This window comes from Streptomyces sp. 1331.2, from assembly GCF_900199205.1.
Lineage (GTDB): Bacteria > Actinomycetota > Actinomycetes > Streptomycetales > Streptomycetaceae > Kitasatospora.
Window position 1 is genome coordinate 3,177,966 of the sequence record NZ_OBMJ01000001.1, and the last position, 18,195, is coordinate 3,196,160.

14 protein-coding genes are annotated in these 18,195 nt (G+C 73.7%); 6 read left to right on the forward strand and 8 right to left on the reverse strand.

Annotation, left to right across the window (positions count from 1 at the left end; translation table 11 throughout):
• The first annotated feature begins 198 nt into the window (after nucleotides 1-198).
• The 3 genes from CRP52_RS13395 to CRP52_RS13405 all read left to right on the forward strand — a co-directional run bounded on the left by CRP52_RS13395 (nucleotide 199) and on the right by CRP52_RS13405 (nucleotide 2,995).
• Nucleotides 199-963 (forward strand): sugar isomerase domain-containing protein, encoded by a 765-nt coding sequence (locus CRP52_RS13395; RefSeq protein ID WP_097236612.1) that lies wholly within the window; start codon nucleotides 199-201, stop codon nucleotides 961-963.
• A 218-nt stretch (nucleotides 964-1,181) separates the two neighbouring features.
• Nucleotides 1,182-2,117 (forward strand): DUF4231 domain-containing protein, encoded by a 936-nt coding sequence (locus tag CRP52_RS13400; protein ID WP_179852785.1) that lies wholly within the window; start codon nucleotides 1,182-1,184, stop codon nucleotides 2,115-2,117.
• A 23-nt stretch (nucleotides 2,118-2,140) separates the two neighbouring features.
• Entirely contained in the window at nucleotides 2,141-2,995 is an 855-nt protein-coding gene (locus CRP52_RS13405) for an alpha/beta fold hydrolase (RefSeq protein WP_097236614.1), read from the forward strand.
• A gap of 36 nt (nucleotides 2,996-3,031) precedes the next feature.
• Here the strand turns inward: CRP52_RS13405 and CRP52_RS13410 are convergent, their stop codons facing one another.
• The 3 genes from CRP52_RS13410 to CRP52_RS13420 are packed head-to-tail and all read right to left on the reverse strand — an operon-like array spanning nucleotide 3,032 to nucleotide 9,549.
• Nucleotides 3,032-4,024, reverse strand: a complete 993-nt coding sequence (locus tag CRP52_RS13410; protein WP_097236615.1) for a 2-hydroxyacid dehydrogenase — start codon at nucleotides 4,022-4,024, stop codon at nucleotides 3,032-3,034.
• 45 nt (nucleotides 4,025-4,069) lie between these two features.
• A complete protein-coding gene (gene fxsT / locus CRP52_RS13415; RefSeq protein WP_097236616.1) occupies nucleotides 4,070-8,077 on the reverse strand; it encodes an FxSxx-COOH system tetratricopeptide repeat protein in 4,008 nt (1,335 codons plus the stop codon).
• Nucleotides 8,074-9,549: a TIR-like protein FxsC gene (locus CRP52_RS13420; RefSeq protein ID WP_143685729.1), complete on the reverse strand. Its 1,476-nt coding sequence runs from the start codon at nucleotides 9,547-9,549 to the stop codon at nucleotides 8,074-8,076. Before CRP52_RS13420 ends, fxsT begins: the two co-directional genes overlap by 4 nt.
• A gap of 201 nt (nucleotides 9,550-9,750) precedes the next feature.
• Here CRP52_RS13420 and CRP52_RS13425 point away from each other — a divergent pair, with 201 nt between their 5' ends.
• From CRP52_RS13425 to CRP52_RS13435, 3 genes are all read left to right on the forward strand, one after another.
• Nucleotides 9,751-9,945 carry a DUF397 domain-containing protein gene (locus CRP52_RS13425; RefSeq protein ID WP_257032457.1) on the forward strand — a complete coding sequence of 65 codons (195 nt, stop codon included), beginning with the start codon at nucleotides 9,751-9,753 and terminating at the stop codon, nucleotides 9,943-9,945.
• Nucleotides 9,946-10,189: 244 nt separating this feature from the next.
• Nucleotides 10,190-10,855, forward strand: coding sequence for a DUF4097 family beta strand repeat-containing protein (locus CRP52_RS13430; protein ID WP_097240056.1), 666 nt, complete (start codon nucleotides 10,190-10,192; stop codon nucleotides 10,853-10,855).
• Nucleotides 10,856-10,889: 34 nt separating this feature from the next.
• On the forward strand, nucleotides 10,890-11,663 hold the full coding sequence (locus CRP52_RS13435) for an alpha/beta fold hydrolase (RefSeq protein WP_097236618.1): 774 nt from the start codon (nucleotides 10,890-10,892) through the stop codon (nucleotides 11,661-11,663).
• Nucleotides 11,664-11,736: 73 nt separating this feature from the next.
• Here CRP52_RS13435 and CRP52_RS13440 read toward each other — a convergent pair whose 3' ends face one another.
• The 5 genes from CRP52_RS13440 to CRP52_RS13460 all read right to left on the reverse strand — a co-directional run bounded on the left by CRP52_RS13440 (nucleotide 11,737) and on the right by CRP52_RS13460 (nucleotide 18,152).
• Nucleotides 11,737-12,456 carry an aminoglycoside N(3)-acetyltransferase gene (locus tag CRP52_RS13440; RefSeq protein WP_257032458.1) on the reverse strand — a complete coding sequence of 240 codons (720 nt, stop codon included), beginning with the start codon at nucleotides 12,454-12,456 and terminating at the stop codon, nucleotides 11,737-11,739.
• 228 nt (nucleotides 12,457-12,684) lie between these two features.
• On the reverse strand, nucleotides 12,685-15,105 hold the full coding sequence (locus CRP52_RS13445; RefSeq protein WP_097236620.1) for an FxsB family cyclophane-forming radical SAM/SPASM peptide maturase: 2,421 nt from the start codon (nucleotides 15,103-15,105) through the stop codon (nucleotides 12,685-12,687).
• A 63-nt stretch (nucleotides 15,106-15,168) separates the two neighbouring features.
• Complete coding sequence (locus tag CRP52_RS13450) at nucleotides 15,169-15,354, reverse strand: hypothetical protein (protein ID WP_097236621.1); 186 nt, start codon at nucleotides 15,352-15,354, stop codon at nucleotides 15,169-15,171.
• A gap of 324 nt (nucleotides 15,355-15,678) precedes the next feature.
• Nucleotides 15,679-16,743: an aKG-HExxH-type peptide beta-hydroxylase gene (locus tag CRP52_RS13455; RefSeq protein ID WP_179852786.1), complete on the reverse strand. Its 1,065-nt coding sequence runs from the start codon at nucleotides 16,741-16,743 to the stop codon at nucleotides 15,679-15,681.
• Between the two features lie 149 nt (nucleotides 16,744-16,892).
• The gene (locus CRP52_RS13460) at nucleotides 16,893-18,152 is read right to left on the reverse strand and encodes an FxsB family cyclophane-forming radical SAM/SPASM peptide maturase (protein WP_097236623.1); all 1,260 of its coding nucleotides are present in this window, start codon (nucleotides 18,150-18,152) and stop codon (nucleotides 16,893-16,895) included.
• Between the last annotated feature and the right edge of the window lie 43 nt (nucleotides 18,153-18,195).

Consider the following 18,195-nt stretch of genomic DNA (forward strand, 5'->3'; position numbering starts at 1 on the left):
GTCCTCACCGCCAATTCTGACGTACCCGGGCCGCAACCGGGCCCGCCCAGGGGCGTCGGATGCCGGTTTTCGTCGCTGTTGACAGCGGTGGCACCGGGACGCGACGGTGCTCGCCGTAGCTTTCTCCACCGGCGGTCCGGACCACTGCGACCGCCCCGCCCGGCCGGCTCCCCCACCGGCAGAGAGTGAAGGCACCGGATGAACGACCTGGTCGGCAGCTACTTCGATGCTGCGATCGCCCACCTCCGGCGGGTCCGCGAGGAGGAGGCCGAGACCATCGAGGCCGCCGCCGCGCTGCTGGCGGAGGCGGTCACCGAAGGTCGCCGGGTGTTCACCTTCGGTGCCGGACACTCCGCACTGCCGGCCCAGGACGTGGTCTACCGGGCCGGCGGGCTGGTCCCGGTGAACCTGCTGAACGTGCCGGGGACGACCGGGGTGACGGTGATGCCCGCGCCGCTGTCGAGCGCACTGGAGCGGGTCTCCGGGCTGGCCACCGCGACCCTGGACCTGACCCCCGCGACCACCGGCGACCTGCTGTTCGTGATCTCGCTCTCCGGCCGCCAGACCATGCCGGTCGAACTCGCCCGGCACGCCCGGGACCGCGGGCTGAAGGTGATCGGGGTGACCTCGCTGGCCTATCCGGAGGAGGTGCCCTCGGCGCACCCGTCCGGCACCTACCTGAAGGACCACTGCGACGTGGTGCTGGACAGCAAGATCGCGGTCGGCGACGGGGAGCTGACCCACCCGGGCGCCGAGACCACCTTCGGCCCGGTCTCCACCGTCGTGACCAGTGCACTGATGCAGGCCGTGGTCGCCTCCGCGGTCGGCCGGCTCGCCGACCGGGCGGCCGCCGGGGACGCCCCCGCCCCGCCGCTGTTCCGCTCCGGCAACGTCCCCGGCGGCACCGAGTGGAACGCCAAGCAGATGGCCGACAACGCCGACCGGGTCTTCTACACCTACTGACCCGCCCGCCGCCGCCCACTGCTCCCCCGGAGCCGGACACGCTCGGTGCCGGATCGAACACGGGGCGTACCGGACAATCCACCGCGCCTTCCCGGCCATTGCGGGCCGCCCCGGCCGTCCCCAGGCGTACCGGGAAGGCCACCGGGGCAGGAGAGCGGTGCGACCGGAGCGACAGGTGGGGGCCGAACATGGCGTCTGGTGCGGGACGGACCGGGTGGGTGCGCGAGCGGGACCTGCTGCCCGAGTTCTTCTGGGCCGCCGACGCGGCCTCGCTGCGCGGGCAGCAGCGCTCGGTGCTGCTCTGCGCCTGGGAGCTGGTCCTGCTGGTGCTGGCCGCCGCGACCGGCTCGGCCGACGGCGAGCCCTGGGCCTGGCCCGCGGCCGGCGCCTACCTCGGCGCGATCGCGCTGGCCGTGGTGATCAGCCGGCAGAACCCGCAGGGCCTCTGGTACGAGGGGCGGGCCGCCGCCGAGTCGGTCAAGACCCTGGCCTGGAAGTACGCCGTCCGGGCCGACGCCTACCAGCCGCCGCCGCGCGCCCTGCCGGACGCCGAGGGCCTGTACCGCTTCCAGCTCGGTCGGGTGCTCGGCGCCTTCCGGGACGGCCCGGCCGCCGTCCCCGGCAGCGGGGTCGAGGTCACCGCGGCGATGCACGACCTGCGCGAGCAGCCGCTGGCGGTGCGCCGCGAGGTGTACCTGGGCGAGCGGATCCAGGTGCAGCACGACTGGTACCGCGCCAAGGCCCGCTACTGCGCCCGGGCCGGGTACTGGGCCGGGGTGCTGGGCGTGCTGCTGCCCGCACTCGGGCTGGTGCTGGCGGTGCTGCGGGCGCTCGGCGCGTTCACCTACGACGCGCTGGGCACCGTCTCGGCGGTGGCCGCCTCGGTCACCGCCTGGGCGCAGCTGCGCCAGTACCGCCCGCTGGCCGCCGCGTACGGGCTGGCCGCCGTGGAGCTGGGGCAGATCCAGCGCCAACTCGCCCGGCTGGACCTGGACTCGCCGGACGCCGAGGAGGTCTGGGCCAGGCTGGCCCGGGACGCGGAGGACGCGATCTCCCGCGAGCACACCACCTGGCAGGCCCGCCGGGAGGTCCGCACCACCACCGACCGGGAGCACGACACGGGCCCGGAGCACGGAACCCACCCGGAGCACTGAGGAGGCCGCAGGTGTCGTTACGGATGGTCAAGACGGCGGACGACCGCGCGCTTGCGGTCGAGTCCCTCGGCGACCCGCGCGGCCGTCCGGTGTTCCTGCTGCACGGGATGCCCGGCAGCCGGGTCGGCCCGCACCCGCGCAGCACCGTGCTGTACCGGCTCGGCGTGCGGCTGATCTCGTACGACCGGCCCGGCTACGGCGACTCGACCCGGCTGTTCGGCCGCCGGGTGAGCGCGGCGGCGGCCGACGTGCGGACCATCGCCGACGAGTTCGGACTGGACAGCTTCGCGGTGCTCGGCCGCTCCGGCGGCGGCCCGCACGCGCTGGCCTGCGCCGCGCTGCTGCCCGAGCGGGTCAGCCGGGTGGCCGTGCTGGTGGGCCTCGCGCCGCGCACCGCGACCGGCCTGGACTGGTACGCGGGGATGACCCCGTCCAACGTCCGCGCCTACAAGGAGGCCGAGCGCGGGCACGGCCGGATCGCCGACGCGATGGAGTTCCGCTCCCGCCAGATCAAGGACGACCCGGTCCGGCTGCTGAACGGGCTGCGCACCGAACTCTCCCCCGCCGACCGGGAGGTGGTGGCCGACAGCGGGCTGCGGCGGATGCTGCAGAGCAACTACCGGGAGGCGTTCCGGCACGGCGCGGACGGCTGGATCGACGACGTGCTGGCCTTCACCGCCGACTGGGGCTTCGAGGTCGGGACGATCCGGGTGCCGACCTGGCTCTGGCACGGCGCGGACGACCAGTTCTCACCGGTCGACCACTCCCGCTGGCTGGCCGACCACATCCCGGGCGCCGAACTGTTCCTGGAGCCCGGCGCCGCGCACTTCGGGGCGTTCCGGGTGATGACCACCGCCCTGGCCTGGGCCGCGGGGTAGTCCGTCCGGGGTCGGGCCCGCCCCGGGCCGGCCGGCTCAGGCCCGGACCGGCGTCACCGGCTCGCCCCCGCCGAGCACCGCCAGGACGTTGTCCACCGCCAGGCCGCCCATCGCCTGCCGGGTGGCGACGGTGGCGCTGCCCAGGTGCGGGGCCAGCACCGCGCGTTCCTGGGCGAGCAGCGCGGACGGGACGGCCGGCTCGTGCTCGAAGTTGTCCACGGCCGCGGCGAACAACGCCCCGGACTCCAGCGCGGCGGCCAGCGCCTCCTCGTCCACCACCCCGGCGGTCATGCTGACCACCACCGCGCCGCGCGGCAGCAGCGCCAGCCGGCGGGCGTCCAGCAGGTGCCGGGTGGCGTCGCTGAGCGGGCAGGTGACGACCAGCACGGTGGAGGTGGCGAGCAGTTCCTCCAGCGGCTTCCACTCGGCACCCTCGGCCTGCTCGGGCGGCAGGGCGCGGCGGTTGTGGTAGCCGACGGGCATCTCGAAGGCGCGGGCCCGGCGGGCCACCGCCTGCCCGATCCGGCCCATGCCGAGCACGCCCAGCGGGGTGCCGGACAGCTCCAGGCCGAGCAGGAAGTTCGGCGCCCAGGTCCAGGGCGTGCCGGAGCGCAGCAGCCGCTCGCCCTCGCCGAGCCGGCGGGTGGCCGCCAGCAGCAGCGCCCAGGCCATGTCGGCGGTGGCGGTGGTGAGCACTCCGGGGGTGTGGGAGACCAGCACGCCGCGCTCGGCGCAGGCGGCGAGGTCGACGTTGTGGTAGCCGACCGCGTGGTTGGCGACGATCCGCAGCCCGGGGCCGGCCGCGTCCAGGAACTCGGCGTCCACCCGGTCGTCCAGGGTGGTGAGCACGGCCCGGCGGCCGCGGACGGCGGCGAGCAGTTCGGCCCGGTCCATCGCCAGGTCGGAGTCGTGGCAGGTGACGGCGTGCCGGGCGGTGAGCCGTTCGATGACGCCGGGCGCGAGGCGCCGGGTGACCAGGACCGGGGGCGGGGTGCGCCCGTGGATCGTTCGCTCGCTGCGCTCGCTCATGGTGCCGCAGCGTACCCCCCGCCCCCTGGCGGCCGGACCGACGGCTCACACCGGCTGCGGCTCCAGGTCGCGGTTGATCCGCTTCCAGCCGCGCGCCGAGACCGTGTTGGGGTGTTCCTCGCCGAACTGCCGGATCAGCTCGGCGATGGCCCGCGCGCGCAGTTCGGCGGCCTGGGTGTGCCGGTTGGCCGTCCGCAGGGTGACCGCCAGGTTGGCCTCGCAGGCGACCGCGTCCGGGTGCTGCGGCGAGTAGCGCGCGCACAGGCCCTGGTAGGCGGCCCGGCCGAGCTGTTCGGCGAGGGCAAGCTGCCCGTCGTCCCCGTAGGCGTTGGCCAGGTTGATCATCGCGTTGAGGGTGTACGGGTGCTCCGGGCCGACCGAGCTGGTCAGCCCCTCGACGGTGAGCCGGCCGCGCTCGATGGCGCCCGGGACGTCGCCGCTGCCGCGCAGGTAGATGCCGAGGTTGTTGGCGCAGGCCAGGGTGAACGGGTGCTCGTCGCCGAACAGCCGCCGGTGGCCCTCGAAGACGGTGGCACAGAGGTCGCGGGCGGCCTCCTTGTCGCCGGAGGCGCTGTGGTCGGCGGCCAGGTTGAGCGCGCAGGCGAGCGCGTCGGGGGCGTCGGCGCCGTAGCGCTCCAGGTAGCGCTCGTAGGTCTCCTTGGTGATCCGGCGGGCCTCGGCGAGCTGGCCGATCCGGCGCAGCGAGACGGCCAGCGACTTGGCGTTGCGCAGGTTCTCCGGCAGGTCGGGGTCGAGCACGTCGCCGAGGTCGGAGGTGACCTCCTGGAGCAGGTCCACCGAGCCGCGGTAGTCGCCGAGTTCGCGCAGGTCGCGGGCCAGGTTGGACTTGGTGGACAGGGTGTAGGGGTGCTTGGGGCCGAGCACCGCGGTGCGCCGGTCGAGGGTCTCCTGGTCGAGTTCGCGGGCGGCCTCGCTGTCGCCGACCAGCCGGTAGTCGATCGCCAGGTTGTTCGCCATGGAGAGCGTGCGCGGGTTGTCGTCGCCGAACAACTCACGGAACTGGTCGAGGATTTCGCGGTCCAGGTCGAGTGCGGCCTGGAACCGGCCGAGCGCCCTGCGATCGGCGCCGAGCGAGCCGGCCGTCATCAGGGTGTACGGGTGGTGCTCGCCGAGCAGCGCCCGCTGGCGCTCCAGGGTGGCCTCGTCCAGGGCCAGCGCCTCGGCGTAATTTCCCTGGGAGCGCAGCACGTTGGCGAGCTGGAAGCGCAGCAGCAGGGTCTGCCGGTCGTCCTCGCCGAGCTTGCTGGTCCACTCCGCGTCGAGCGCGTGGCCGAGGTCGCGGGCGCGGTCGAGCTCGCCGCGCTTCCACAGGTAGCGGACCCGGTCGATGAGCAGCTGGCGGGTGTCGGCCTCGTCGCAGTTGTGCGCCTTGGACGGCGACAGGTGCGGCCAGATCTCGTCGAAGGCGGGCCAGTTGGCCGGGTCGTCGGTGTCGCCGAGGACTGGCCGGGCGCCGGTGAGGATGCGGTGCACCTCGTGGACGGCGATCTCCTGCTCGTCGGCGGTCATCCCGGCCCGGATCACCGCCTGGACGAGGCGGTGCACCTGGAAGCTGTTGCTGCCGGCGTCGACCTTGGCCAGCGCGTACCGGCCGATCGCCTGGATCACCTTGCCCAGCATGAACTTGTCGCTGAGGTCGGCGTCGAACCGCACCAGCGCCCGGATCATCTGGTCGCTGTAGAAGAGGTTCATCGAGATCGGCTCGGGCGCGAAGAACGCGCACAGCTGCAGCAGCCGCACCGCCGCCGGGGACTGCTGGCGCAGCCGTCCGATGGAGACGTTCCAGGTCGCCGCGACCGGGGTCGGGTAGTCCGCCGGCCGGCCGACGGCCAGTGCGCGGGCCGCCTCGGCGTGCAGTTGGGCGACGTAGGTCTCCACCGGGGTGCCGGTGGTGTCCAGCCAGGCGGCAGCCACCTCGACGGCCAGCGGCAGGTCACCGACCGCCTCGGCGACCCGGTCGGCGTCCGGCCGGGAGAGGCTGCGGGCGCGCCGGCACAGGTGCTCGACGCTCTCGCCTCGGGTGAAGACGTCGACCTCCAGCGCCTCCGCGTGCCCGGTCCAGGCCTGGTTGCGGGAGGTGACCAGGATGTGGCCCGAGCCGCCGGGGAAGAAGCGGCGGATCTCGGCGGGCTCGTCGGCGTTGTCGAAGATCAGCAGCCAGCGCGGGGTCGGCACGCCGCGGCGCAGCGCCTCCCGGGCGGCCTCGGCGGCCTCGGTCACCGAGTCGCCGACCCGCAGGCCCAGCCGGCGGGCGAGTTCGGCGAGCGCCGGGGCGACCAGCTCGGTCTGCTCGGCGTCGATCCACCAGACCAGGTCGTAGTCGGACATGAAGCGGTGGGCGTACTCCAGCGCCACCTGGGTCTTGCCGACGCCGCCGAGCCCGTACAGGGTCTGCGGGGTCGGCAGGACGGCCGCCATGCCGCCGCGCAGCTGGTTGCGCAGCTGCTCCAGGACGGCGGCGCGGCCGGTGAAGGAGGGGTTGCGCGGCGGGACGTCCCACACCGAGGGCTTGCTGCCGGGGAAGCGCGGCCCGCCGCTGGGCGCGTCGTCGAGCGCCACGTCGCCGCGGCCGAGCGCGCGCAACAGGCTCTGGATCGACTGGGTCTCGTCGCGGCCGACCAGGTCGACCGGGTTGCGGTTGCTGAACGGCGCGGTGAGGCGCACGTCGCCGACCCGGACGGGCAACAGCTGGCGCCGGGTGCCGGACGGGTCGGAGCTGACCACCGACTCCCACAGCGCCCGGGCCTGCGGGGAGCGCTGGTAGGCGGGCGAGAGCACGGCGACCGTCCGGTAGGCGGAATCGATGCCGCGCTCGGTCTCCTCGCGCGGGTCGGTGCCGGCGCTGAGGTCGCGGGGCAGCACCCGGAAGCCGGCCCGGGTGAGGACGGACTCTATCCAGTCCGCCCACATCCGGTCCTCGGGGACGTAGGAGAGGTAGAGGTCGGCGGGGACGGACGGGCGGCGTCGGGTGAACGCGTCCACGTAGCGCAGCCGTACCTCCTCGTCCACCGTCGGCAGGCCGGAGACCCGGCCCTCGGTGATCATCGAGGTCAGCCGCTCGCAGGCGGCCAGCATCGAGGTGGGGCTGCCGGTCTGGTCGCCGAAGGTGGCCAGGATCTCCTCGTAGGCGTAGAACGGCCGGTACGGGATCTCCACCGAGCCCCAGTACTGGGCGAGTTCCTCGCTGCCCAGGCCGGCGGGCAGGCCGTCGAAGCGGACCCGGGCCAGGGCGCGGCCGGCGTCCGCCTTCTCCTTCTCGCCCTCGTCGATGCGCATCGGGACGGGCAGGATGCGGATGCCGCGGTCGCGGTAGCGGTCGTGGATGTGCTGGGCGATCCGGGAGGCGCCGTCGATGGACTGGTCGCTCAGGGTGAAGCAGACCACCAGGTCGTCGGGCATCTGGACGGTGCAGATCTCGGCGATGTCGGACAGACCGGTGCGGGAGTCGATCAGCACGTAGTCGTAGCGCTTGGCCATGTCGGCCTTGAGGGCGTCGAAGAACTGCCCGCCGTCGAAGCGGTCGTAGAAGATGTCCCAGTCGAGGTGGGTGACGGCCTCGGAGTAGTCCCGGTTGAACTGGCCCGCGGAGAGGAAGTCCAGGCTGCCGCCGGCCGGGAAGTGCGGCCAGGCGAGCGAGATCGCGTGCGGGGACACCCGGGCGAAGTCCAGGTGCCAGCCCTCGGCGTGCTCGACCGGGCGCAGCGCCTCCTCCCGGTACTCGGCGATCAGGTCCATCATCCCGGTGGTGCCGGCCAGGGAGGCCGGGTCGAGGAAGGGGTGGAAGAACTTGGCGAGGCCCGGCGCCTCCAGGTCCCAGTCCACGGTGAGCACCCGGAAGCCGTTGGCGGCCAGGATCCAGGCCGTGTTGGCGAGGGCCATGGTGCGGCCGGTGCCGCCCTTGTAGGAGTAGAAGGTGATGATCCGGCCGTCGCGGTCCTGATCCGCGGCCTGCCGCTCGGCCTCCCGCTGGGCGACCAGCTCGGCGGCGGTGAGGCCGCCGAGGCGGAGGTTCCTGGTGCGGTTCTCGCTCATCGGTTTCCTCGTCCTCCCAGGGGCGCCATCCCGTCATCGGGGTCATCGCCGTCGTCGCGGTACGGGTCGTGCTCGCGGTACGGGTCGTGGTGGGTGCCGTCGTCGTGGCCGCTGCCGTTGCCGTGGCTGTTGCCGTTGCCGTTGCCGTTGCCGTTGCCATGGACGTTGCCGTTGCCAGGGGCGTCGCCGTGGCCGTCGCCGTGGCCCGCGGGCGTTCCGCCGCCCGGGCGGCGGAACGCGTCCCGCAGGCTCGGCCGGGGCGGCGGTGGTTCCTCCGGCTCGGCCCTGGCGCGGCCCTCGAAGGCGTACTTGGCTTTCATCGCCGCCCGGGGCAGTGCGTCGTCGAAGTCCTCCAGGGTGTGCAGCCCGGTCGGGCCGGTCGCACCGAGGAAGCTCGGACGGCCCGCGCGCCGGGTGGTGCGCAGCGCTTCGTCGCTCAACTCCCCCATCTCACCGGCGCGTTCCTCGCACTCCGGGTCGTCGGCGTTCCACGGCTCCAGGACGCTGACCCAGGTGGTGTCCGAACGGTCGAAGCGCCGGACCAGCTCGCGGCGGTGCGGGTCGCGCAGCGCCCAGCGGTCGAGCAGCAGCAGGCCGGGGGCCTCGGCGGTGCCCTCGATGATCGACTCGGCCTCGTCGTCGAACTCGTGCACGGTCGGCTGGAACCCCAACTGCCGGGCCAGCCGGACCGCGTGTTGCGCGATGGGCGAGCCGACCGGCCGGTACGGGTGCCAGTCGGTGCGCCGCTCGCCGTAGTAGTCGGGGTTGCGGTCGGCGGGCAACTCCCCCTGGTGGTAGGCGAGGACGGAGATCCGCAGCTGCTTGGTCGGGGCGGTGACGTTGAACGCGCTGGGGAGCCCGTTGAACTCCAGGCGCCGCCCGACCGGGATCACCGTCTCCTCGGCGACCTGCACGATCCGCGCCGCCAGCCGGTGCACGGCCAGCTCGTACGCGGAACGGAAGTAGCTGAGCTTCATCAGCGCGTACAGGCCCTCGGTGGCGTAGTCGGGCCCGAAACTCGCGTGGTTGAACTGGAGTTCGCTGGCCACCTTCGGCAGCCGGTAGCGGCTCATCGGCGCCCACAGCACCGGGACGATGCCGCTGGTGCGCTCGGAGTCGAGGTTCGCCGGGTACACCGGGCGGCGGGTGAAGGCGTGCCACTCCTGGCCGCACGGCACGCTGTTGAAGTACCGCGGGGAGTACAGCGGGACGAACACCCGACAGGAGGCCAGCTCATCGGACAGCCGATCGGCCCACAACTCGCCCTGGTGCATGGACTCGTCCATGAAGCCCACCGGCACCCCGTCGGGGACGGTGGTGATCTGCAGCACCGCCTCGCAGAGGTCCCGGTACAACTGCCGGACCCAGTGGTTGGGGTCGCCGGCGCCCCGCGCACCGGCTTTCGGGGTGTGCGCGTAGGAGAGGAAGAAGTACGGCCGGGTGTCGTCCTCGTCCCAGCCCCGGTCAGTCACACGTGCCTCCCCCGGGCCCGTCGGCAACCTGCCTCCCGCAGCCCCCGTGCGGCGGGGCTTCAGTGTAGGAACGACTGACACCCCAATGGAATAGCACAACGACTCGCACGAATTGACATGACCGAAACGATGCCGCCGCCTCTTTCGCGGGAGCAGTACCCTCGATCCGGCCGCCGCACACGATCAGAAGGGGCACCGCCCGTGGAACACCTCAAGTGGCAGAAGTCCAGCCTCAGCGGGGACAAGGCGGAGTACATCGAGATCGCCTCCGACGGCGACCTCGTGTACATCCGCCAGTCCGACGACCCCACCCACATCGTCACCACCACCCGCATCAAGTTCAACGCCTGGGTCCGCGGCGCCAAGGCCGGCGAGTTCGACCACTTCGTCGCCTGACCCTCGCCCACCCCTCGCCCGCCCCTCGCCCAGTAGCGTTCACCCCCACTCCATTGCAACACCGGGAGTGGGGGTTGTTGCGTTAAGGCTGCGCCCACCGCAACGATTTCCCGGCTTTCACCTGCAGGGATGGCGACTTGAAGCAACAAGCTCGTTGCCGCATCCATGAACGCAACGTAGCTTTTCCATCGTCAGAAACGACGAGCGCGCACCACGGACGCGCACCTCACCGATGGAGAGCACGATGCAGCAGTTCGCCACCCCCGCCCCGATCACCGCCGTCCTGGACGTCCCGGCCGGCAACGTCCGGTTCATCGCCGCCGACCGCGTCGACACCACCGTCGAGATCCGCCCCGCCGACCCGGGCAAGAACCGCGACGTGCGCACCGCCGAGCAGACCACCGCCGACTACACCGACGGCCTGCTGACCATCCGCACCGCCAAGGCCGGCAGCAGCCCCCTCTTCGGCGCCGGCTGCCTGGAGATCACCGTCCAGCTCCCGGCCGGCTCCGCCGTCGAAGCCACCACCGAAGCCTGCGAACTGCGCGTCGTCGGCCGCCTCGGCGACCTCGCCTTCACCGGCGCCCACCGCCACACCAAGATCGACGAAGCCGCGAACGTCCGCCTGACCGCCGTCGACGGCGACATCGAGATCGGCCGCCTCACCGGCCCCGCCACCCTCACCACCGCCCGCGGCGACATCCGCATCACCCAGGCGGACCGCGGCACCCTCGCCCTCACCACCCAGTCCGGCAACATCACCGTCGGCGCCGCCCCCGGTACCTCCGCCGCCCTCGACGCCGCCACCGGCCACGGCCGCATCAGCAACGCCCTGCGCAACGACGGCACCACCACCCTCCACATCCGCGCCACCACCCACCAGGGCGACATCACCGCCCGAAGCCTCTGAGCCCCCTCACCCAGCCGCCACGGAAAGGCACCCAATGAACACCCCGACGTGGACCGGCCGGGTCCCGGTCGACGACACCACCCTGGCCGTCACTGACACCGGCGGCCCCGGCCGGCCCGTCGTCTACCTCAACGGCTCCTACGCCGACCAGTCCCACTGGAAGCGCGTCATCGCCGAACTCGGCGACGGCTACCGGCACATCAGCTACGACGAGCGCGCCCGCGGCAAGTCCGGGACCTCCGCCGACTACTCCTTCGAGTCCTCCGTCCGCAGCCTCGACGCCGTCCTCACCGCACGAGGAGTCGAACGGCCGATCCTGGTCGGCTGGTCCTACGGCGCCATGCTCGCCATCCACTGGGCCGCCCGGAACCCGGACCGCGTGCTGGGGGCGGTCTCCGTGGACGGCGCGATGTCCCACGAATGGCTGAACGACGCCACCAAGGACCGGATCCGCACACTCTTCCGCCGCCTGAGCCCACTCTTCCCCCTCTGCCGCCGCCTGGGCCTGGCCGCCCGGATGAGTGCCACCCAGCACGCGGAGATCAACATCGAGCTCAACGAGCTCTGCGCACCCGCCGCCCTCGACCCGGTCTTCGACCGCGTCACCGTCCCGACCCGGTACGTCCTCGCCACCGGGGGAAACCTGGGCGGCGACCCCAAGGTGATGGAACAGATCCGCGCCGGCCTCGCCCCCGTACTCGCCCGAAACCCCAACATCAAGCTCAGCGCGAAGGTCCCGAGCAACCACTCCAAGATCCTGCGCAAGGACTACGCCGCCGTCGCCGCCGCCGTCCGCGAGCTCGGCTGACCCGCAGGCGCACCTGACGTTCACGCCAGGCCGTCCGACCCGAACCGGGCCCGCTCCGGGGGAAGCCCGGGTCTCAGGTGCGGAAGCGGGACTTCCGCAGGAACTGCTCCGCCAGGTCGACCGCCTCGCGAACCGGCACGAGGCGGCAGTCCGCGCCGCCGATGCGGCCGGTGGTGATCCCCCGGGCCGCCCGCAGGACCTCCTCTCCGAGGGCGCCGAAGTGGAGGTCGTCCAGGTCGGGTGCTCGGAAGGAGGTCCAGCCGTGCTCCCCGACGCAGCGGTATTCGCGTAGCCGCACGTCGGGCATCCGTAGGTCGGCGAGGTGGAAGGCGGTGAAGCGGTCCATCGGAACGCCGATCATCAGGACTCGGGCATCCAGGTCGTAGAGCCGGCCCAGCGGGGAGTCGGCGCCCAGGTGGGAGTCGTCGGGGTGGCGGCGGGTGATCTCCCCGGCGAGCCGGCCCACCGCCGCCCAGGAGGTCTGCGGGTGGCGGCTGCGGTGAGCGCCGGGGAGGGTGCGGATGGCCTCCGACAGGGCCCCCATGGTGGGGGAGGCCGGGGTGGTGGCCGGGTCGAAGGGGGGCATTCGGGCCTGGTAGTCGGCTGCTTCCGCCGGGGAGAGACCGGCGGTCGCGGCTTGGTGGATGCGCGAGGTGGCGGAGTTCTCGGGGGTGGCCGTGTAGGCGACGAGGGTGCCGTCGGGGCCGAGGGTGTCGAGCAGGGCGTCGATCACACCGGCGGCCCCGCCCGGCACCGGGCCGAGGGCGTGCAGGGACGCCTGGACGTGCAGCACCGTGCCGGCGCGGACGCCGAGGTCGGCGAGCTCACGGCGAAGCGGACGGACGAGGGGGCGGGCAGGAGAGCGCTCGGGAGAGCGGACGTCGTCAGCGACGGCGACGCGGCCGGCGCGGGATTCGATGAGGATGACGGCTCCCCGGGGGTGGAGGGCCCCGGGCGAGGGAGCTCCCGGAGCGGGGCGGGTGAGGGGCAGGCCCTGGGTGTCAGGCCCTGGGTGGGGGGGTCAGGCCCTGGCCCGTTCCCGCCGTGCCCGGTCGGCTGCCTGTTCGGCGGCGGCGGGCAGCGGTTGGGCGAGCCAGGGTGCCACGGTGGTGCGCATGCCGTCGGTGAAGCGCAGCCCGGTGCCGGTCAGGGCCCCGGATTCGGCCAGCCGTTCGACGGCTTCGGCGGTGTACCGCCGCCAGAGCGCGAACTGTGCGCGCGCCCGGTCGGCGGCTTCGCCCGGCAGTCCGTCGTACGTCAGGGTGCGGGTGCCCCAGTACTCGGTGACGGCCAGGTGGGCGTACGTGCCTTGGAGGAGCCCTTCGAGCGGCCGGGGGTCGGGCCGCCAGGGCGCGAAGTACAGGGCGGAATCGGTGCGGTCGTACAGGTCGGTCAGGTCGAGCACGGCGCCGAGTTTGACGTGCTGGAACTCGTGCGCGAGCAGCAGGGCGAGGGTCGGCGCGGTGGCGGGGCGGGCGATGCCGACGGCGCCGTACGCCTGACGGGCGGCCGAGCTGACGTCCCGGCCGGCCGGGCCGGGCCGCAGCGGGGTGATCGTGGTCAGGCCGGCCCGGATGCCCTCCGCGTAGCCGGGCAGGTCCCGGCCGAGGAGTTCCCAGGCTTCGCGCAACGCGCCCGTCCAGTCGAGCAGTTCGCCGTCGCCGAGCCGGTCCGCGACGGGGTGGTCGTGGCAGCCGCGCAGCGGGTCGACGTCCTCCAGGGCGACCGTCCAGCCGCCGGCCGGCCGGACCCGCCGCAGCGGCTCGTCCAGCGCCGTGCGGACCGAGCCGTCGGCGGCCCGCACCTCGAAGCCGTCCGGCCGTCCGGTGACCACCGCTTCCCCGTCGGGTACGGCGAGGCTCCCGAGCGTCGGCAGGTACAGCCGGCGGCCCCGTACGGGTACGGCCACCGCATCGCCCCGGCCGGCCCGGACCGCCGCGGCGGCGGCCAGCGCGGCCAGCGGCCCGAGGCCGACGGAGAGGTCGCCGGCGAGCCGGCGGGCCGCCCAGGCACGGGCGTACGGGTGGGCGAGGACGGCGTCGACGGCGGCGGGGGCGGCGAGGTCGAGCGCCGACAGCAGCGCCCACGCCTCGGCCCGGCCCTGCCCGGAGGCGTCCCAGGCGGCGGCCAACATGGCGCGGGTGAGGGCGAGTTGGGAGCGTCCGAGGGCGGCGACGGTGTCGGCGCTCCCGTATCCCCGGGCGAGTTCGTCGAGCTGCGCCGGGGTGAGCGCGCCGGGCAGCAGCGGTTCCGCACCGTCCGTGGGGACGGGCTCCCCCGCCGGAGACGGCACGGCGGCGGCAGCAGCGGAAGAACTCCCGCTCCCCGCAACATCCTTGATGAAGGTCATGAGATCACCGCAGTAGACGGACGGATGGTCGAAGCTGCCTCCTCCATCGTCGCTCCGATAGCGGTGGGCGTACAGCCCGCCACCGCAGGAGCGGACCACGGAGCAGGCGCGGCAGGCCTCGCACAGTCCGGCCAGGCCGGACTGGCGGGCGGCGATGCCGGGGTGGCGGGCGAGGTCGTCGAGGCTGTGCGCGAAGACGTTCATCCCGGTGGCGGGAGCGCCGTCGTACGCGGTCTTCAGGCTGTCGGCCTGCTCGAAGGTGCCGTCCGTCTCCAGGACCGCCAGGTCGGAGGGTTCCAGGCCGAGCGATTCGGTGAGGCTGGAGAATCCGCGCAGGGTCCGGTGGACGGATTCGAAGGTCCGTACGGCGAACGGGCGCCCGTCCGCCTCCCACAGCCCGTGGACGGTCAGCAGCCAGTCGGCGTACGGGGTGGTGCCGAGGGCGGCGGGGCGCTTGGGCGGCTCGTCCCAGGTGGCGTGCGGGAGCAGGAAGTCGACTGCGGGGGGCCGGAGTTCGGCCAGTGCCCGGTACACGGCGACCGGGTCGTTCTCGACGTCCATCGTGCAGAGCAGCCCGGCGAAGAGGTGCCGGAACTCGGGCTCGTCGAGCAGGGCGACCGCCCGCAGCACCTGGGGGTGGCTGCTGCGTCCGTCGGCGTAGCGCCGGTGGCGGTCGTTGGCGGCCTTGTCGCCGTCCAGCGAGATGCCGACCTTGACGTCCAGCTCCGCGAACAGCGTGCAGAAGGCGCGACTGAGCAGCACCCCGTTGGTGTGGATGCGCAGGTCGAGCGCGCAGCCGGGCGGGAGCGCCGAGCGGAGCGCTTCGGCGGCGCGGCGCAAGCGGTCCGGGCCGGCGAGCAGGGGTTCTCCCCCGTGCAGGACGACCCGGACGGCGGGCAGCCGGTGGGCGGCCGCGTGCTCGCCGATGCGTTCGGCGGCCTTGGCCAGGATCCCGTCCGAGATCACCTTCGGCCGGGAGCTCCAGCTGCTGTCCGCGTGCTCGTAGACGTAGCAGTGGTCGCAGGCCAGGTCGCACCTGCTGTGCATCTTGACCACGAACTGCGTCAACGGCACCGGGATCGACGTCGTCATGGAACTGTTCGGAGATCCGTTCGGATCGGCTCGGCCTGGGACCTGCCCGGTGTACCGGGCCGGTCAGATCGAGGAGTTGAAGGCCGCCACCGGCACGAGGCCGGATTCCGCGCCGGGGAGCGCGCGCTGGAGTCGGGCGGCGATTTCCTCCGCACCCAGTGCGGCGAGATCGGCGAGGGACGGGCGTTCCGGCGTCTCCTGAGTGTCAGTGAGCTCGCCGGCCGGCCTGATGCTGGTTACCGGTGTCATATTCGTGTCCTTAGACGCGGTTAGGACCATCCGCGGAGGGGTAGGCCCACCTGGTTGAGACCAGATCGTAGTGCCAGCGACGACTTCACGCGGCACCTTGCGGACTCACGTTGGGCTCACCGAGCGGCCGACGTCGTACGACGGCGCCCAGAACCCGTGGAATTCACCCGTTCAGCGGTCGCGCACTTCGCCCTGGCGCACGCCGAAGCGCGTTGCCAGGCCCGACACCTGGCTAAGCGTACGAATCCGCCGGTTGATTCCCGCCGTCCGCACCCACCCCGGAGCACGCCGCCCCACCGGCCGCGCCCCCACCCCGCCGACCGCTCAGGCCCGCCCGGCCGGCACCCGCAACCCCCGCACGGCGGCCACCAACTCCTCGGTGAACTCCAGCCCGTACGGCGTCAGTTCACCGCACTCCAGCAAAGTCCGGCCCGCCGTCAGGGTGTTCGTCCGCCAGTGCACGAATTCCCGCTCCGCCCGCGCCCGTTCACCAGAACCGGCGGCCACCTCCCCACCCCAGAAGTCCGCGACGCCCAGGTGGGCGTACGCCCCCTGCAGCAGCGCACCGGCCGGACGCAGATCGGGCCGCCAGGGCGCGTGGTAGACGGCTGGCCCGTTGGGGCGGTGCAGGGGCACCAGGTCGAGCAGGGCGCCGAGCTGGACGTGCAGGAACTCGTGCACCAACGCCAGCGCCAACAGCACCGGATCGGCCGGCAGCGAGGCCGCCACCGCACCGTAGGCCCGCCGCGCGGCGGCACTGACCGCCTCCCCGCCGGGGGCGGGGTGCAACGGGACGATCGTGGCGACGCAGGCCGCGACCGCCTCCGCATGGTGGCGATGGCGGCGCACCAGAACCCGCCAGGCCTCCGCCAAGCGCTGCTCCCAGGCGGCGAGTTCGGCGTCGCCGAGCGGCCCGGCCGGAGGGCGGCCGTAGTCCACCCGGCGTGGCCCGGCATGGTCGATCGACGGCGCCCAGCGCAGCCCGTCGCACTCCAGCTCCACCACCCGGCCCGCCCGAACGCGCACCCCTGCCCCTTCGGGGATGAACTCGCTCAGCCCGCCCAGCCGAACGTCCTCACCTCCGGCGACGGCGCGCAGAGAGTCCGCCGCCCAGGCGTCCAGCTCCGGCCGCAGCAGTACCTCCTCCCATCGCGCCCGGTCGTCCCGCTGCAGCGTCCGCACCCGCGCGTACGCCTCTCGGTAGCCCTCGTGCCCGGGTGCCGCCCTGCGCAACGCGAGCAGCAGCAGGGCGCGTTTGCTCAACTGCCCTGCGCGCAGCAGCCGAACGGCCTCCGGCCCGCCGCGCGCCGCCGCGATCGCCCGGAACGTCGCCCGGTCCATACCGTGCCGGGGCAGCCCGTCCGCCACGGCCTCGCCCGAATCCGCCACCGCTCCTCCTCCTGCCGGTACGGCCGACCGCACTGGCGTACCGGCCGCATCCGCCGCACCGACCGCATCCGCCGCCGCACCTTCCCCGAGCCGGTACGGGTCAGCCGCGCCGGGCCCGGGCATGACCCGGACGAGTGAGCCGAACGCCGTCACCTCACACGCCCGACCCCGACCAGACCCGCAAGCCCCGCCGCCTCGACCGGCACCCCGCCCGCCGCACCGACCCCCAGCCCGGCCACCCCCGCCCGCAGCCGCTCCGCGATGTGCCGGATCAGCCGGTCCAGGTCCGCGCAGTACACCGACGGGTACCCGAACCCGTCCCCCGCCCACCGGTGCGCGTAGAGGCCGCCCCCGCAGACCGGGGCCAGCGGGCAGGCGGCACAGACCGGCCCCAGCCCGGCGAGGCCGCGCTGGCGGGCCCGGAAGGCCGGGTGCGCGGCGGCGGCCGCGAAGTCGTGCCGCCACACGTCCAGGCCCGTCCCGGGGGCGCCGTCGTACGCCACCTTGAGGCTGTCCGCCTGCTCGATGGTGCCGTCCGCCTCGACCACCACCAGGTCGACCGGCGCCAGCCCCACCGCCTCGCTGGCCGCTCGTCCGCCGAGCAGCAGCACGGCCAGCTCCTCGAACAGCCGCACCCCGGTCTCCCGCCGCGGCGCGTCGAACCAGCGGTCGAAGGCGGCGATCAGCCACTCCCCGTATGGCGCGGGCTCTCCACCCGAAGCCGAACCGGGCCCGGAGCCGACCGGCGGCGCCCCGGGGAGCACCCGGTGCACGCCCGCCGGCTGGGCCTGCCAGGTGGCGTGCGGCAGCAGCAGGTCGATCCGGGGCGGCGCGAACTCCAGCAGCGCCTCGTACGTCCCCACCGGGTCGGCCGCGAGGTCGACCACGCACAGCAGGCCGGCAAACAGCTCCCGGTGCCGCTGCGAGCCGAGCAGCCGCACCGCCTCCGCCGTGCGCGCCCAACTCCCCGCACCGGAGGGCAACCTGCGGTGCCGGTCGTGGTCGGCCCGGGTGCCGTCCAGCGAGACCCCGACCGCGACCCGGTACCGGTGCAGCACGTCGAGCAGCGCCGACTCCTCCAGCAGCCGCAGCCCGTTGGTCTGCAGCCCGAACCGCACCCGCGGCCCGCCCGCCTCCGACACTCCGGCCAACTCGCCGAGCAGCGCCTCCAGATGAGCCGCCCCGACCAGCAACGGCTCCCCTCCGTGCAACACCACCGACACCTCGTCCAGCCCGTGCTCGGCCGCGTGCGCAGCGATCCGCCGAGCCGTACGGCGGACGGTCGCGAGCTCCATCCGCCGCGGCCGCCCACGCCAACTCCGGTCCGCACCCTCGTACACGTAGCAGTAGTCGCAAGCCAGATTGCACCGACTGTGGATCTTCAGCAGGAACTGCCGGAACGCCACCATGCGGCCGAACCTAGCACCGCCGCCCCCGGCCCATCGCCGCTCC

What these genes read in the sequence shown, in the direction of transcription:
- CRP52_RS13435 (WP_097236618.1), top strand. Translation starts at nt 10,890, where the DNA reads ATGAACACCCCGACGTGGACCGGCCGGGTCCCGGTCGACGACACCACC.
- fxsT (WP_097236616.1), bottom strand. Translation starts at nt 8,077, where the DNA reads ATGAGCGAGAACCGCACCAGGAACCTCCGCCTCGGCGGCCTCACCGCC.
- CRP52_RS13445 (WP_097236620.1), bottom strand. Translation starts at nt 15,105, where the DNA reads ATGACGACGTCGATCCCGGTGCCGTTGACGCAGTTCGTGGTCAAGATG.
- CRP52_RS13430 (WP_097240056.1), top strand. Translation starts at nt 10,190, where the DNA reads ATGCAGCAGTTCGCCACCCCCGCCCCGATCACCGCCGTCCTGGACGTC.
- CRP52_RS13460 (WP_097236623.1), bottom strand. Translation starts at nt 18,152, where the DNA reads ATGGTGGCGTTCCGGCAGTTCCTGCTGAAGATCCACAGTCGGTGCAAT.
- CRP52_RS13405 (WP_097236614.1), top strand. Translation starts at nt 2,141, where the DNA reads ATGGTCAAGACGGCGGACGACCGCGCGCTTGCGGTCGAGTCCCTCGGC.
- CRP52_RS13395 (WP_097236612.1), top strand. Translation starts at nt 199, where the DNA reads ATGAACGACCTGGTCGGCAGCTACTTCGATGCTGCGATCGCCCACCTC.
- CRP52_RS13450 (WP_097236621.1), bottom strand. Translation starts at nt 15,354, where the DNA reads ATGACACCGGTAACCAGCATCAGGCCGGCCGGCGAGCTCACTGACACT.
- CRP52_RS13410 (WP_097236615.1), bottom strand. Translation starts at nt 4,024, where the DNA reads ATGAGCGAGCGCAGCGAGCGAACGATCCACGGGCGCACCCCGCCCCCG.